The organism is Nocardioides sp. YIM B13467 (genome assembly GCF_042788075.1).
Taxonomy (GTDB): Bacteria; Actinomycetota; Actinomycetes; order Propionibacteriales; family Nocardioidaceae; genus Nocardioides.
The window spans coordinates 2,338,090-2,351,367 of sequence record NZ_JBHZPJ010000046.1 but is presented as its reverse complement, the minus strand read 5'-3'; the positions used below and the strand labels follow the sequence as shown (position 1 = coordinate 2,351,367).

At 71.3% G+C, this 13,278-nt stretch carries 10 protein-coding genes; 7 read left to right on the top strand and 3 right to left on the bottom strand.

Annotated features, from left to right (window positions below; genetic code table 11):
• Position 1: 1 nt before the first annotated feature.
• Positions 2-598, bottom strand: coding sequence for a TetR/AcrR family transcriptional regulator (locus ACFX43_RS18340; protein ID WP_378831558.1), 597 nt, complete (start codon positions 596-598; stop codon positions 2-4).
• A 145-nt stretch (positions 599-743) separates the two neighbouring features.
• Between ACFX43_RS18340 and ACFX43_RS18335 the strand changes: the two genes are divergently transcribed.
• From ACFX43_RS18335 to ACFX43_RS18320, 4 genes are all read left to right on the top strand, one after another.
• Entirely contained in the window at positions 744-2,132 is a 1,389-nt protein-coding gene (locus ACFX43_RS18335; protein ID WP_378831553.1) for an APC family permease, read from the top strand.
• A gap of 44 nt (positions 2,133-2,176) precedes the next feature.
• Positions 2,177-3,241: an agmatinase gene (gene speB / locus ACFX43_RS18330; RefSeq protein ID WP_378831549.1), complete on the top strand. Its 1,065-nt coding sequence runs from the start codon at positions 2,177-2,179 to the stop codon at positions 3,239-3,241.
• The gene (locus ACFX43_RS18325; protein ID WP_378831544.1) at positions 3,238-4,596 is read left to right on the top strand and encodes a flavin monoamine oxidase family protein; all 1,359 of its coding nucleotides are present in this window, start codon (positions 3,238-3,240) and stop codon (positions 4,594-4,596) included. Before speB ends, ACFX43_RS18325 begins: the two co-directional genes overlap by 4 nt.
• An 86-nt stretch (positions 4,597-4,682) precedes the next feature.
• Positions 4,683-5,279 carry an adenylate kinase gene (locus ACFX43_RS18320; RefSeq protein ID WP_378831539.1) on the top strand — a complete coding sequence of 199 codons (597 nt, stop codon included), beginning with the start codon at positions 4,683-4,685 and terminating at the stop codon, positions 5,277-5,279.
• Here ACFX43_RS18320 and ACFX43_RS18315 read toward each other — a convergent pair.
• A complete protein-coding gene (locus tag ACFX43_RS18315; protein ID WP_378831534.1) occupies positions 5,252-6,148 on the bottom strand; it encodes a LysR family transcriptional regulator in 897 nt (298 codons plus the stop codon). The two genes, ACFX43_RS18320 and ACFX43_RS18315, sit on opposite strands and share 28 nt — an antisense overlap.
• Before the next feature lie 65 nt (positions 6,149-6,213).
• Here ACFX43_RS18315 and gabT point away from each other — a divergent pair, with 65 nt between their 5' ends.
• The 3 genes from gabT (at position 6,214) to ACFX43_RS18300 (ending at position 12,648) form a co-directional block, all read left to right on the top strand.
• Positions 6,214-7,551, top strand: coding sequence for a 4-aminobutyrate--2-oxoglutarate transaminase (gabT, locus tag ACFX43_RS18310; RefSeq protein ID WP_378831526.1), 1,338 nt, complete (start codon positions 6,214-6,216; stop codon positions 7,549-7,551).
• Positions 7,548-9,032 (top strand): NAD-dependent succinate-semialdehyde dehydrogenase, encoded by a 1,485-nt coding sequence (locus ACFX43_RS18305; protein WP_378831521.1) that lies wholly within the window; start codon positions 7,548-7,550, stop codon positions 9,030-9,032. The genes gabT and ACFX43_RS18305 overlap by 4 nt, the downstream gene beginning before the upstream one ends.
• A gap of 163 nt (positions 9,033-9,195) precedes the next feature.
• Positions 9,196-12,648 (top strand): indolepyruvate ferredoxin oxidoreductase family protein, encoded by a 3,453-nt coding sequence (locus ACFX43_RS18300; RefSeq protein ID WP_378831514.1) that lies wholly within the window; start codon positions 9,196-9,198, stop codon positions 12,646-12,648.
• On the opposite strand, the gene ACFX43_RS18295 is transcribed toward ACFX43_RS18300, so the two are convergent.
• Positions 12,645-13,166 carry a hypothetical protein gene (locus ACFX43_RS18295; RefSeq protein WP_378831509.1) on the bottom strand — a complete coding sequence of 174 codons (522 nt, stop codon included), beginning with the start codon at positions 13,164-13,166 and terminating at the stop codon, positions 12,645-12,647. The two genes, ACFX43_RS18300 and ACFX43_RS18295, sit on opposite strands and share 4 nt — an antisense overlap.
• Between the last annotated feature and the right edge of the window lie 112 nt (positions 13,167-13,278).

Sequence of the window (13,278 nt, the reverse complement as noted above, 5' to 3'; positions counted from 1 at the left end):
GCTACCCCTCGTGTCCGGTGACGACGGCGCGGGTGTGCGCGAGAGCGTGCTCGCGCAGGGTGGTGCCGCCGCCGGTGACGATACCGATGCTGAAGCCGTCCCACATCGCCCGCAGCCGCTCGGAGACGGCTTCACGATCGGACACCTCGGGGAGTGCTGCGGCGAACAGGCGGACCAGGTCGGCGTGCCACTCGTCGTCCATCGCGCGCTGTGCGGCGGCGAGCTCGGAGTCGTACGGCGCCCGTGCCCACAGCTCGAGCCAGAGGAGCCAGCGCGGGTCGCGCTCGTCGAGGGCGAGGTAGACGTCGGTGAATGACACCAACGCGTCGACGCCTCCGGAGCCGTCCTTCTCGGCCTTCTCCAAGATGGGCGCCCGCTGTGCTGCGTACTCGTTCTCGCTCCATCGCAGGGTCTCGAGAAGCAGGCCGTTGCGGGTGCCGAAGTAGTAGAGGAGGTGGCCGCCGCTGGTGCCGAGCCGGGCGGCGAGCGAGGCCATCGTCACCTTGGCGAGCCCCTGCTCGGCCACCATCTCCAGGGTGGTCGCGAGCACCTGCTCGCGCGGTCGTTCCAGGCGTCTGTTGGAGCGTGTGCGCGTCACCTCGACAGTGTCTCCTTGTGCTCGCGGGGTGAAATCTTCGGTCCCACCCCTTGACTCTAGCGGTGATCTGGGTCACTTTGAATGCCGTTCAAAGTTTTGTACAGCGTTCAAAACACGCTGTACCCTCATCACAAGGAGACCCGCGATGATCGAATCCATGCAGGTGAGCCCCGACGGGGTGAAGCCGGCGCAGGAACGGCGGCGGCTCGCGCGGGTGCTCGGACCCGGCGCCGCGGTCCTGCTGGTGCTGTCGTGCATCACGCCGGCCTCGAGCCTGTTCATCATCGTCCCGGAGCTGTTCGCGACGCAGGGGAGCGGCGCGGTGCTCGCCGTCGTCGCCGGCTTCGCGGTCTCGATCGCGATCGCCGCGTGCTACGCCGAGCTCGGCACCCGCACCGCCAGCTCCGGCGGTGAGTACGCGATGGTCACCCAGACCCTCGGCAAGTCGATGGGCTGGCTGACGTTCTCCCTGGCGGGCGTGCTGCTCTGGCTCATCCCGCCGATCTTCGCCCTCGGCACCGCCGACTACCTGGCCGACCTGGTGGAGCTGCCGCGGGCCGCGACCGGCGCGATCGTCATGCTCCTCTCGACCGCCACGGCGATCCTCAACATCAAGGCCAACGCCGTCGTCACCGGCACCTTCCTCGCTCTCGAGATGATCGCCGCCGCCGTCGTCGTCGTTCTCGGGCTCGGCCACGTCCAGCGCGGCCCCGGCGAGCTGGTCTCGCCGCACGTCATCGGTGAGAACGGCCTGGAGCCGTTCACCCTGGCGATCCTCATCTCCGGTCTCGCTGTCAGCACGTTCCTGGTCAGCGGCTTCGGCACCACCGTGTACCTCTCCGAGGAGATCGTCGACCCGCGCCGCAACGTCGCCCGCGTCATCTTCTGGACCCTCGGCCTGGGCGGCCTCGTCATCCTCGTCCCGACCGTGACCACGGTCCTGGCGGTCGACGACCTCAGCGACCTCGCCTCCGGCAACTTCTCCCAGTGGGTCGCCGCCTGGGGCGGCGAGCGCGTCGCGGTCGCCGTGAACGTCGCCATCGCCATCGCGATCCTCAACGCCGTCATCGTGATGGTGCTGCAGAACGCCCGGGTCGTCTACGCCTCCGCCCGCGACCGCTCCTGGCCGGCAGCGGTCAACGGCGTCCTCACCAAGCTGCACCCCCGCTACGCCACCCCGTGGCTGGCCACCCTCGTCATCGGCATCCCCGGCGCGATCCTCGCCGGCGCCGTCGAGATCGAGGCGCTGCTCGGCGTGACCTCGGTGGTGATCTCCACGATGTACGTCGTCGTGGCGATCGCTGCGCTCCGCGCCCGCCGTCAGGCGCCCGCCGCCCAGGGCTGGCGGATGCCGCTGTGGCCGCTGCCGCCGCTGGTCGTCATCGGGGCGATCGGCTACGCGCTGGCCGGCTCCGCGCGGATGGACATCCTGATCACGGCCGGCGTCGTGGTCGCTGCCCTCGCCTACTACTACCTCTACCTCGCCCGTCGTCCCGGCGAGCGGTTCCTCGTCGTCGACCCGACCGAGGAATAGAAACCTCCACCCATCACGAGAATCGAACGAGAGAGAAGAACGCCATGGCTCGCTACGGAACCCAGTTCGGCCCCGACATCACCTTCCTGGGTGTCGACCGGTGTGACTGGGCCGATCCCGCGACGTACGAGGGGGCCGATGTGGTCATCCTCGGTGCCCCTTTCGACGGAGGTACGTCGCACCGGTCGGGCACCCGGTTCGGCCCGCAGTTCATCCGGCAGACCTGCTACCTGCCCCACGACGGGTCGCGGCCCTCGCTCGCGATGCGCGTCGACGCGCTGCGGGACCTTCGCGTGCTGGACGCGGGTGACGTGGAGATGTACTCCGGCGACGCCGAGCGGTCGGTGCGCGACCTGCAGGAGGCCGTGCACGCCGTGACGAGCAACGGCGCCATCCCGCTGGTGCTGGGCGGCGACCACACGATCGCCTGGCCCGACGCCGCCGGCGTCGCCCAGCACCTCGGTCAGGGACGCGTCTCGATGATCCACTTCGACGCCCATGCCGACACCGGAGACATCGAGTTCGGCTCGCTGATCGGGCACGGCCAGCCGATGCGCCGGCTCATCGAGTCCGGCGCGCTGCGCGGCGACCGGTTCCTGCAGATGGGGCTGCGCGGCTACTGGCCCGAGCCCGAGACGCTGGACTGGATGGCCGAGCAGGGCATGCGGTCCTACGAGATGACCGAGATCGTGCACCGCGGCCTGGAGGAGTGCCTCACCGAGGCCTTCACCATCGCCACGGACGAGTGCGACGGGGTCTTCCTCTCGGTCGACATCGACGTCTGCGACCCCGGGCACGCCCCCGGCACCGGCACCCCGGAGCCGGGCGGCCTGACCGCCCGCCAGCTGCTCGACTCGGTCCGCCGGATCGCCTACGAGCTCCCGGTGGTCGGCATCGACGTCGTCGAGGTCTCCCCGCCCTACGACCACGCCGACATCACCTCGTTCCTCGCCAACCGGGTCGTCCTCGAGGCGCTCTCCGGCATCGCCCGCCGCAAGCGCGACGAGGCCGACGGGACCCGCTGGGACCCGACCCTTCCGCTACTCGCCCAGCGCCCCGACCAGCGGCCCGACCAGCGGCCCACCGACAAAACAGGAGAACTGACATGACCACCCACGACGTGATCGTGGTCGGCGCCGGCGTGACCGGCCTGACCGCGGCCTGGCGACTGGCCCAGGCGGGCCAAGACGTGCTCGTCCTGGAGGCGCGCGACCGCGTCGGCGGCCGGCTGCGCACCGAGGCGCACGGTGCGCCCGGGGAAGAGGCCGACTTCGAGATCGGCGGCCAGTGGGTCTCGCCGGACCAGGACGCCCTGATCGGGATCCTCGACGAGCTCGGCCTGCCGACGTACCCGCGCTTCCGCGAGGGCGAGTCGCTCTACGTCGACCAGGCGGGAGTGGCGCACCGCTTCGGTGGCGACCTGCCGGTCGGCGAGGCCACCTCGGCGGCCATCGCGCAGCTGACCAAGACGCTCGACGGGCTGGCCGCGGCGATGGACCCGGCCCGGCCGTGGGAGCTCGACGACGCCGACCACCTCGACAGCGTCTCGTTCCGTGCCTGGCTCGAGCAGCAGTGCGACGATCCCGTCGCGGTCGACAACGTCGCGCTCTACATCGGGCCGGCGATGCTGACGAAGCCCGCCCACTCGTTCTCCGCGCTCCAGGCCGTGCAGATGGCCGCCAGCGCGGGGTCGTTCAGCAACCTCGTCGACGCCGACGTGATCCTCGACCGCCGCGTCGTCGGAGGCCTGCAACGGGTGCCGCTGACGCTGGCCGAGCGGCTGGGGGACCGGGTCCGCCTCGGCCAGGACGTCACGCTGGTGGAGTGGGACGAGGACGGTGCCGTCATCCATGTCGGCACCGAGATCCACGCGGCCCGCCGGCTGATCCTCGCGGTCCCGCCGACCCTGGTGAAACGGATCCGGTTCAGCCCCGAGCTTCCGGCCGAGCACCGGATCGCCCGCGAGCACCAGTCGTTCGGGCTGGTCATCAAGGTGCAGGCGCAGTACGAGACGCCGTTCTGGCGTGCCGACGGCCTCAGCGGCACCGGCTTCGCGCCCTGGCAGCTGGTCCACGAGGTCTACGACAACACCCCCGAGGGCGAGCAGCGCGGCACGCTGGTCGGGTTCGTCTCCGACGAGCGCGCGGACGCGGTCGGCCGGCTCTCCGACGCCGAGCGCCGGCGCCAGGTGCTCGAGTCGCTGGCGGCGTACTTCGGGGAGGCGGCGCTCGAGCCGCTCACCTTCGTCGAGAGCGACTGGCAGCACCAGGAGCTCACCGGCGGTGCGTACGGGACGAGCTTCGACCTGGGTGGGCTGACCCGCTGGGGCGCGGTGCTGCGCGAGCCGCTCGGGCCGATCGAGTTCGGCAGCAGCGACGTCGCCGGTCACGGCTTCCAGCACGTCGACGGGGCCGTACGTGTGGGCGAGGAGATCGCTCGCCGGATCCTCACGGATGCAACGTGATCGCAGCGAAGCGGCACCTAGCCTCCGACCGGGCGCGCTCATCGTGGGGGTGAGCGCGCCACCCTCGAGAAAGGTCCACCGTTCGTATGCGCCTCCTCCTCATGGGCCCGCCCGGTGCCGGCAAGGGCACCCAGGCCACCGTCATCGCCGAGCGTTTCGCCGTGCCGGCGATCTCGACCGGCGACATCTTCCGGACGAACGTCGCCCAGCAGACCGCGCTGGGCGTTGCGGCACAGACGTACATGGACGCGGGCGAGTACGTCCCGGACGAGATCACCAACGCCATGGTCGCCGACCGCCTCGCCGAGCATGACTGTGCCGACGGGTTCCTCCTCGACGGCTATCCGCGCACCCCGCAGCAGGTCGTCGAGCTCGACGAGATCCTGGCGATCGCCGGCGTCGGGCTCGACGCGGTGGTGCTGCTCGAGGCGGACCCCGACGAGCTGGTGAGCCGGCTCGTGGGCCGGTCCGCGGAGCAGGGCCGAGCCGACGACACCGAGCCGGTCATCCGCCGGCGGCTGGAGGTGTACGCCGCGGAGACCGGCCCGCTCGCCGACATCTACGCCGAGCGCGACCTGCTCACCACCGTCGACGGGCTCGGCCAGGTCGACGAGGTCACCGAGCGGATCCTGGCCGCCCTGACGTCGGTGTCGGCTCAGCGGACGGCGACCTCGGCGCCGTAGCGCTCGACGCAGAACGCCGAGAGCCGCTCCGCCAGGGCCGCGAGGGCCTCGGCGGCGTGGTGCTGCGGGTCCCAGGCTGCGTACAGCCTGATCCGGACCCTTCCGGCCGGTGCCTCGATGTGCAGGGGCACCAGGCCGAAGCGCGGGTCGTCGGAGACGACCGCGATCCCGCGGCCCGAGGCCGCGAGCGCCTGCGCGACCTGGGCGTTGGACACCTCGAGGACGTCGCCGTAGCCCACGGCGGCGTCCTCGACCGCTGCGTCCAGGAGCGGCCGCGGCCGCAGGTCCTCGGTGAGGAGCACGAGCGGCCGCGCCACCAGATCGCGTACGTCCACTGACCCCCGCCCCGCCCACGGGTCGTCCGGCCGGACGTAGGCCCACACCGGCAGCACGGCGAGCGCACGCGAGGCCAGGGACCGGGCCGGCGGCCGGGTGACGATCGCCAGGTCGGCGCCGGCACGGACGGCCGCGGCAGCGCCGCGCGGGTCGAGCTCGCGGACCATCGCGACCGGGTCGTCGGGCCCGAGCGTCGCCAGGAACGGTGCGAGCACGTCGGTGAGCGTCGTGGAGGGCACGGCGAGATGGAGCTCGTCGAGCCGGCCGGAGGCGAGGACACCGACCGCGCGCTCTAGGTCGTCGGCGTGCGCGAGCAGGTCCCGGGCGCGGGGGAGGAGATCCTCGGCAGTCCGGGTGAGACGCAGCCGCCGTCCCTCCCTCGCGAACAGCGGAACACCCAGGTTCGCCTCGAGCTGGCGCAGCTGCCGCGACAGCACCGGCTGGGTCACGTGCAGCACCTCGGCGGCGCGCGTCGCCGAGCCCGCGTCGGCGGTGGCGACGAAGTAGCGCAGCAGCCGCAGATCCATGCTCATGAGGCATGATTGTAGTAGTCAAAAGGTCTTGGACGACATGTGTCGCCGAGGCTCATGCTGAACCCATGACCGAGCCCTCGACCCTCGAACAGTCCCGTCTCCTGCGTACGCCGCTCCCCGGTCCGCGCTCCCAGGAGCTCATGGCCCGCAAGGTCGCGGCCGTGAGCCAGGGCGTGGCCACGACCATGCCCGTCTTCGCCGCGCGCGCGGCCGGCGGCATCGTCGAGGACGTCGACGGCAACCGCTTCATCGACCTCGGCTCCGGCATCGCGGTGACCACCGTCGGCTCCAGCGCCGCCAAGGTGGTCGAGGCGGTCGCCGACCAGGTGGCGGCCTTCACCCACACCTGCTTCATGGTCACGCCCTACGAGGGCTACGTGGCCGTCGCCGAGCAGCTCGCCCGGCTCACCCCCGGCGACCACGAGAAGCGCACCGCGCTGTTCAACTCCGGTTCCGAGGCCGTCGAGAACGCGGTCAAGATCGCCCGCTCGTTCACCGGCAAGGACGCGGTCGTGGTCTTCGACCACGCCTACCACGGGCGCACCAACCTCACCATGGCGATGACCGCGAAGAACATGCCCTACAAGCACGGCTTCGGGCCGTTCGCCGGCGAGGTCTACCGGGCGCCGATGTCCTACCCGTTCCGCGACGCCTCCGAGATCGACGGGAAGCTGGCGGCGGCCCGGGCGACCTCCCTGATCGAGACGCAGGTCGGTGCCGACAACCTCGCCGCAGTCGTGATCGAGCCGGTGCAGGGCGAGGGCGGCTTCATCGTCCCGGCACCGGGCTTCCTCTCCGCGCTGGCGGAGTGGTGCCGGGCCAACGACGTGATCTTCGTGGCCGACGAGGTGCAGTCCGGCTTCGGCCGCACCGGCACCTGGTTCGCCGTCGAGCACGACGACGTCGTGCCGGACCTGGTGGTCAGCGCCAAGGGCATCGCCGGCGGCCTGCCGCTCTCCGCGGTGACCGGCCGCGCCGACGTCATGGACGCCGTCCACCCCGGCGGTCTGGGCGGCACCTACGGCGGCAACCCGCTCGCCTGCGCCGCCGCGCTGGCCGTGATCGAGACCATCGAGGCCGAGGACCTGCTCACCCGGGCCCGCGCGATCGAGGAGCGTCTCCTCGGTCGGCTCCGTGACCTGCAGGCGAGCGACCCGCGCATCGGTGACGTACGCGGCCGGGGGGCGATGATCGCCGCCGAGTTCGTCGACCCGGCCACCGGCGACCCGGACGGCGCGGTGGCCAAAGCCGTCGCCGCCTACGCTCACAGCCAGGGCGTCATCACCCTGACCTGTGGCACCTGGGGCAACGTCATCCGCTTCCTGCCCCCGCTGAGCATCTCCGACGAGCTGCTCGACGAGGCCCTGGACGTACTCACGACCGCACTGGAGGAGACCAAGTGACCGCGAGCCCCAAGACCAGTCCCAAGACCGGCCTCGAGACCAGCTACCTCGACGCCCTCGAGCCCGGCAGCGGCGTCCTCGTCGGCGGCCGGTGGCGTCCGGGCACCGCCGGCGTCTTCGCGGTCGAGAACCCCGCCACCCGTGAGCTCGTCGCCGACGTCGCCGACGGCACCACCGAGGACGCGACCGCCGCCGTCGACGCGGCCGCCGAGGCGCTGCCCGCATGGTCGGCGCTGCCGCCGCGGACCCGCAGCGACCTGCTCAGCCGCGTACGCGACCTGATGCTGCGCGACGCCGACGAGCTCGCCGCCCTGATCGCGCTCGAGAACGGCAAGTCCCTCGCCGACGCCCGCGGCGAGGTCGTCTACGCCGCCGAGTTCTTCCGCTGGTACGCCGAGGAGGCCGTGCGCCCGCACGGCGACTTCGGGTCCTCGCCGGCCGGTGGCACCCGCACCATCGTCACCCACAAGCCGGTGGGCGTGGCCGCCCTCGTGACGCCGTGGAACTTCCCGGCGGCGATGGCCACCCGAAAGATCGCCCCGGCCCTCGCGGCCGGCTGCACCGTCGTGCTCAAGCCCGCCGCCGAGACTCCTCTGACGGCCCTCGCGGTCGCCCGGCTGATCTCCGAGGCGGGCGTGCCGGACGGCGTCGTCAACGTGGTGCCGGGCCTGGACGCCCCCGGCATCGTCAGCACCTGGCTCGCCGACGCACGGGTCCGCAAGATCTCCTTCACCGGCTCGACCGGCGTCGGCCGCATCCTGCTCCGCCAGGCCGCCGACCGGGTCGTGAACACCTCGATGGAGCTCGGCGGCAACGCGCCGTTCGTGGTGACCTCGAGCGCCGACGTCGCCGCCGCGGTCGAGGGGGCGATGGTCGCCAAGTTCCGCAACGGGGGACAGGCCTGCACCGCGGCCAACCGGCTCTACGTCCACGCCGATGTCGCCGAGGAGTTCACGGCCCGTCTCGGTGCGGCCGTGGAGGCGCTCCGAGTCGGCCCCGCAGAGCAGGGCAGCGACATCGGCCCGCTCATCTCCGCGAAGGCGTACGCCACCGTCACCGGCCTCGTCGACGCCGCCGTGGCCGCTGGAGCCGTGATCGCCCACCGCGCCGAGGTCCCCACCTCGGAGGGCTACTTCTACGCGCCCACGGTCCTGACGGGCGTACCGGCAGACTCGCCGCTGCTGCGCGAGGAGATCTTCGGGCCGGTGGCCCCGATCGTGGTCTGGAACGACACCGAGGAGCTGCTGGCCTCCGTCAACGACACCGAGTTCGGCCTGGCGGCGTACGTCTTCGGCGAGATGGGCGAGGCGCTGCACGTCGCCGAGCGGATCGACGCCGGGATGGTGGGGGTCAACCGTGGCCTCGTCTCCGACCCGTCGGCGCCGTTCGGCGGGGTGAAGCAGAGCGGCATCGGGCGCGAGGGCGCTCGGGCCGGGCTGGAGGAGTACCTGGAGACCCAGTACCTCAGCGTCGCCTGGTGAGTCGTCTGGTGATTGGCATCACGCTGGCTCCATCCCCGATGATGTGACTCAGGCCACCCGCACACCCTGCGGGTGGTTCCTCGGGACAGCCTCACCCGGCAGTCCCGGCAAAACGCTCCAGACGGACCACCAGCGCCGCCCGGCAGATTGAGGAGTCACCCATATGACCGCAGTGTTCGAGCCCGGGACCTCGTTCGAGGCCTACGACCTGGCAGATCGCTATCGAGTCGGAGCCGGCCCGGTGTTGCTCACCGGGATCCAGGCGATCGCGCGGATGCTCGTCGAGCAGCGCGCCCTCGACCAGCGCCGCGGCCTGCGGACCGGCACCTTCATCTCCGGCTACCCGGGCAGCCCGCTGGGCGGTCTCGACCAGCTGCTGCTGGGTCTGCCGAAGGAGATGGCCGACGCCGACATCACCGTGGTCCCCGGCCTCAACGAGGAGCTCGCCGCCACCGCTGTGTGGGGCTCGCAGTCCGCGGTCACACTCGACACCGAGCGCTACGACGGCGTGACCGGGGTCTGGTACGGCAAGGGTCCCGGTGTCGACCGCGCGCTCGACGCGATGCGTCACGCCAACATGTACGGCGCCCACCCCACCGGCGGCATGCTGATGCTGGTCGGCGACGACCCGGCCGCCAAGTCGTCCACCGTGCCCGCGGTCAGCGAGCGCACCCTGGCCTCGCTCGGCATCCCGGTGCTGTTCCCGCGCAACGCCTCCGAGATCGTCGAGTACGGCATGGAGGGCATCGCCCTCTCCCGCGCCTCCGGCTGCGTCGTCGCGCTCAAGATCGTCGCCGACGTCGCCGACGGCGCCTGGGTGGTCAACCCGGAGATCGGCGTCCTCGACCCGGTCACGCCGAAGACCGAGTGGGAGGGCGTCCCCTACACCTACGAGCCGACCAAGATCGAGCTCTTTCCCGACCGGATCGTCGGTGCCGAGGCGAAGCTCTACGGCCCCCGGATGAACGTCGTGAAGGCGTACGCCGCGGAGAACCGGCTCAACCGGATCGAGGTCAAGGCGCCGAACGCCAAGGTCGGCATCGTCGCCTCCGGCTCGTGCTACGACTCGATGCGCCAGGGTCTGAAGGACCTCGGCCTCGACCACGACGACCTGATGGCTGCCGGGATCCGAGTGCTGCGCCTGGGCATGATGTGGCCGGTCGAGCCGACCATCGTCTCGGAGTTCGCCGACGGTCTCGAGGAGATCGTCGTCGTCGAGGACAAGACCTCCTTCATCGAGCAGGGCATCCGCGAGATCCTCTACGGCGCGCCCTCCGCTCCCGTCATCATCGGCAAGAAGGACCGCAACGGTGTCCCGCTGGTCCCGCTCGACGGCGAGCTGACCGCCGGTCGCCTGCTCGCGCCGCTGCGTCGTGCGCTGAAGGGCCACGCCCAGCTGAAGGCCGCCGGGCCCGCCCGGATCGACCTGCCGCTGCTCTCGACCTCGCGCACCCCCTACTTCTGCAGCGGCTGCCCGCACAACCGCTCAACCGCGCTGCCCGACGGCTCGCTGGGCGGCGGCGGCATCGGCTGCCACACCCTGGTGACCGCATCCCAGCGTGAGGACAGCGCGGTCGTCGGCATCACCCAGATGGGCGGCGAGGGCTCGCAGTGGATCGGGCAGGCGCCCTACAGCCACGCCGGCCACACCTTCCAGAACGTCGGTGACGGCACCTTCTTCCACTCCGCGCAGCTGGCCATCCAGGCGTGCGTCGCGGCCGGGGTCAACATCACCTACAAGCTGCTGCACAACGACGTCGTCGCGATGACCGGTGCCCAGAAGCGGCAGGGCGAGGTCGCGATGGCGCAGCTGACCCACAAGCTGATGAACGAGGGCGTCAAGGCGATCATCGTCGTCGCCGACGAGCCGAAGCGCTACCGCCGCGCCCACTTCCCCGCAGGCGTACGTCTGTGGCACCGCGACCGCCTCGACGACGCCCAGCGGGAGCTGCGTGAGGTCGAGGGCGTGACCGTCCTGATCTACGACCAGCACTGTGCCGCCGACGCGCGGCGTCAGCGCAAGCGGGGCACGATCGAGGCCCGCAACACCCGGATCGTGATCAACGAGGCCGTGTGCGAGGGCTGCGGCGACTGCGGCGTGAAGTCCAACTGCCTCTCCGTGCAGCCGGTCGAGACCGAGCTGGGCCGCAAGACCCGCATCGACCAGACCTCGTGCAACACCGACTACACCTGCGTCGAGGGGGAGTGCCCCTCCTTCATGGCCGTCGAGACCGACCCGACCGCCAAGAAGGCGAAGAAGTCGACCCCGGAGCCGCCGACGGTGGCCGACCCGGGCTACGGCGAGCTGGAGCGGACGTACGGCGTCTTCATGGCCGGCATCGGCGGCACCGGAATCGTCACGGTCAACCAGGTGCTCGCGACCGCCGCGCTGCGCGCCGGCTTCGGCGTGGAGTCGCTCGACCAGGTCGGGATGAGCCAGAAGGCGGGCCCGGTGACGGCTCACCTGCGGTTCGGCCCGGGCTCGATCGATCCGTCCAACCGGGTCACCCCGGGGTCGGCCGACGCGCTGCTCGGCTTCGACCTGCTCACCCTGGCCGAGGGTAAGAACCTCGCCTACGGTGACCCGGCGCGGACCCGTGCGGTCGTGTCGACCAGCAAGACGCCGACCGGACCGATGGTCTACGACAAGGACATCGCCTACCCGGCCGACGACGAGCTGCTCACCCGGGTCAACAGCGCGACGTCCTCGCTGCGTGCCTTCGACGCGCTGGCAGCGGCGGAGACCCTCTTCGGCAACACCGCCGCGGCCAACTTCCTGCTGGTCGGCGCCGCCTACCAGACCGGCGCCCTTCCGATCCCCGCCGAGGCGATCGAGGAGGCCATCGGCATCAACGGTGTCGCGGTCAGCGCCAACGTCGCCGCCTTCCGCTGGGGCCGCGCCTCGGTCGCCGCGCCGGAGGAGTTCGCCAAGGTCACCGGCACCGCTACCGCTCCTGTCGAGGAGATCGCCGTGCCGGCTCTGGACGCCGCGACGTTCGACGGCGAGGTGCGTCGCCTCGCCGAGGTCCGTGCCCCGAAGCTCGTCGCCTTCCAGAACCAGGCGACCGCCCGTGACTACGTCGAGACCGTCGACCGGATCTGGAACGCCGAGCGCGCGGTGACCGAGGACACCCGCTTCTCCGAGGCCGTCGCCCGCTACCTGTTCAAGCTCACCGCCTACAAGGACGAGTACGAGGTCGCCCGGCTGCTCACCGCGCCGGCCGCCCTGGACGGTGTCCGTGCCGAGGTGCAGGGCAGGATCAGCTTCAAGCTCTCCCCGCCGGTGTTCGGGGCGTTCCTGAAGGGTCGCAAGATGACCTTCGGTCCGCGCACCCACTTCATGCTCCGCCTGCTGGCGACCATGAAGTTCCTCCGCGGCACGTTCCTCGACCCGTTCGGTCAGGCCCACGTGCGCCGCACCGAGCGTGCCCTGCTCGCGCACTACTCCGCGCTGGTCACCGGCCTCGCCGCCGACCTCACCGAGGAGTCCTACGCCCGGGCCGTCCGCCTCGCGGAGCTCCCGGACATGGTGCGGGGCTACGAGAACGTGAAGATGCGCAACGTCGAGGCCTACCGCGAGGCGCTCGCCGCCGAGGGGATCGACCTGACGGTCTAGAGCACCTTGTGGGTGCTGGACGGACCGTCACCCACGCCGAACGCCTCAGCCAGCCTCGACTGCGCACCCGCGCCGTCGAGGCTGGCCTCTACCTTGCGGATGTTGCGTGCCGACGGGTAGGCGAAGTAGGCCATCAGCACCAGCGAGATGGCCCCGCCGATGAGGTACGTCATCAGCTGTCCCTCGGTGAGGACGAAGGCCAGGGCGAGAGAGACGAGCGCGATCACCTCACTGAGGACGAGCCGCAGGATCATCGACGTCTGGTGCTTCTGCAGGCCCTCGCTGGTCGCCTTCTCCGGCGGGGTCCCGGGCGTGATCGGAGCGGCGCGGAAGCCGATCGCCGAGCACAGCGCGGCCATGACCACGCCGGCCGCGACCTGCCCGCCGATGACGTACGCCGAGGGCAGCTGCAGGTCGGCGTCGGGGATGCTGAGCGCGACGATGACGCCCAGACCCACGACCATGGTCATGAACGTGAGCGCCATCATCTGTGCCGTACGTGCCAGTGGTGCGGTCATCTGAGCTCCTCCTCGGGCTTGCGGTCACGGCAATCTAGCCGACGCCGGGACCGGTCGTCGCGAGGCCGCACCGGCCCGAGGCGCTGTTCGCACCCCGGGCATCGTGGGCGGC